Source organism: Vibrio sp. D173a (assembly GCF_030248475.1).
This window is the reverse complement of sequence record NZ_JAHGAH010000778.1, coordinates 1-1,936: the sequence shown is the minus strand read 5'-3', so window position 1 is coordinate 1,936 and position 1,936 is coordinate 1. Positions and strand designations below refer to the sequence as shown.

Sequence of the window (1,936 nt, the reverse complement as noted above, 5' to 3'; positions counted from 1 at the left end):
AGCGCATACTACGGTTGCAGGTGTGCCAGCTAAGATTGTCGGTAAACCGAAAACAGACAAGCCATCACTGGATATGGACCAAGGGTTTAATGGGCGCTCTCAGAACTTTATTCATGGGGATGGGATTTAAGAGTTTAAAGCAGATGAGGGATTCGAGTAGCGAGATACGAAGAGATTAAGAGCTTAAAGCAGATGAGAGATTCGAGTGGCGGGATGCGAAAGGATTAAGATCTTAAAAGCAGATACGGGATGCGAAAAGATTAAGAGATTAAAAACAGATTCGGGATGCGAGTAAGCGAGATACGAAAGACTTAAAAGCAGTCACTGATCTTTAGCTCTTCGTATCTCGAATCTCGTTTACTCGTATCTGCTTTTAAAGTATCTGGAATCTTTATCTCCGTATTCACATCGATAGCTCTATAAACTAGAAGTAATTTAATGAGTAGGCTGTAACTTAGATGACAAAAACAATGAAAAAGATTCAAGCTATAAGCGGCCTTATTTTACTTTCTAGTGCTTTGTTTTCTATCCCTACCCATGCAGCTTCTCAAGGCGAGCTGAAGGGTGTTGAGAGCGAAATCTCTCGCCAGCAACAAGCCTTATCTTCTCAGCAAAAGAAACTGGATAACCTGCACGCCAACCTCAAGAAGCAAGAGCTCTCTATCGCTTCTCTTGAAAAAGGCATCAATGAAAGTATGAAGCAGCTTGCTACCGCTAACGCAAATGTTCAGCAACTCAACAATAAGATTAAAGCGCTTACTACTCAGAAGCAAGTCCACACTCAGAAGCTCGAGCAACTGATTCAAACTTATTACATGACACGCCGCGCTAAAGCCTCTTCACACATTCTCAATACGGGTGTCGAAGAAGACCGTATTAGCCATTACTACCAACACTTAGCTAAAGCCCGTACCACAACGATTAAAGCGATTGAGCAGACTCAAACTGAACTTGAAGAGAGCCAGCGCCTTCGTAAAGCAGAACAAGAGCAAATCGCATCTCTACTCAAACAGCAAACAACCAAGCGCGACCAGCTTGCTAAGACTCAAGCTCAGCGTAAGAAAACCGTCGGTAATATTAAGAAAAGTATTTCTGGCGATAAGAACTACCTTGCGGAACTGCAACGCAACGAGACTCGCCTAAAGGCAGAAATCGCAAAAGCTGAGAAAGCCGCTCGTGAAAGGCGTAATGCGGTTCCTATGGACGGCTTAGCAAAACGCAAAGGTAAACTGCCTTGGCCAGTCAAAGGCAAAGTTCTACATAACTATGGAAGTCGCCAAACTTGACAAGTAAATTGGAAAGGTATGGTGATTAACGCCAGTTATGGTCAGCAAGTGAAATCCGTCTATTCTGGCACAGTGGTATTTGCTGAGTACCTTCGTGGATATGGCTTAGTGGTGCTCCTCGACCACGGTAAAGGTGATATGACGTTATACGGTTTTAACCAAGCTCTTCTAAAGAAAGAAGGCGACAAGGTAAAAGCCGGTGAAGCCATCGCACTCGCTGGTGATACTGGCGGTCAATCTCGCCCATCACTTTACTTTGAGATCCGCAGAAACAGTCAAGCGCAAAATCCTAAGAATTGGTTGGTTAGATAAGAGCGGTGACGAGATTCGAGTAAGCGAGATGCGAAGGGATTAAGAGCAGATCCGAGATGCTAGTAAGCGAGATACGAAGAACGGAAAAGAACCTGTCTTCGAGCTAGAACGTTATTAGTATTCGTCATTCCAGAATTGAGGGACGAAATGTCTGGAATCGGAAGAGCATATAAGAACAGATGCGGGATGCGAGTGAACGAGATGCGAAGAGAATAAAAGCAATGACGAGATTCGACTAAGCTAAGCTAGTGGCGAAGAGCTTAAAGAGCAGTTGCGAGATACGAGTGAACAAGTAGCGAAGAGGATAAGAGCAGTGACGGGATGTGGGTAAACGAGTG

General features: G+C 44.3%; 2 pseudogenes. Both read left to right on the top strand.

The annotated features are described in order from the left end of the window. Positions 1-130: pseudogene (gene cysE / locus KIV40_RS29210) on the top strand (serine O-acetyltransferase); the annotation flags it as partial. A gap of 328 nt (positions 131-458) precedes the next feature. Then, positions 459-1,598 (top strand): annotated as a pseudogene (locus KIV40_RS29205) (murein hydrolase activator EnvC family protein). The last annotated feature ends 338 nt before the right edge of the window (positions 1,599-1,936 follow it).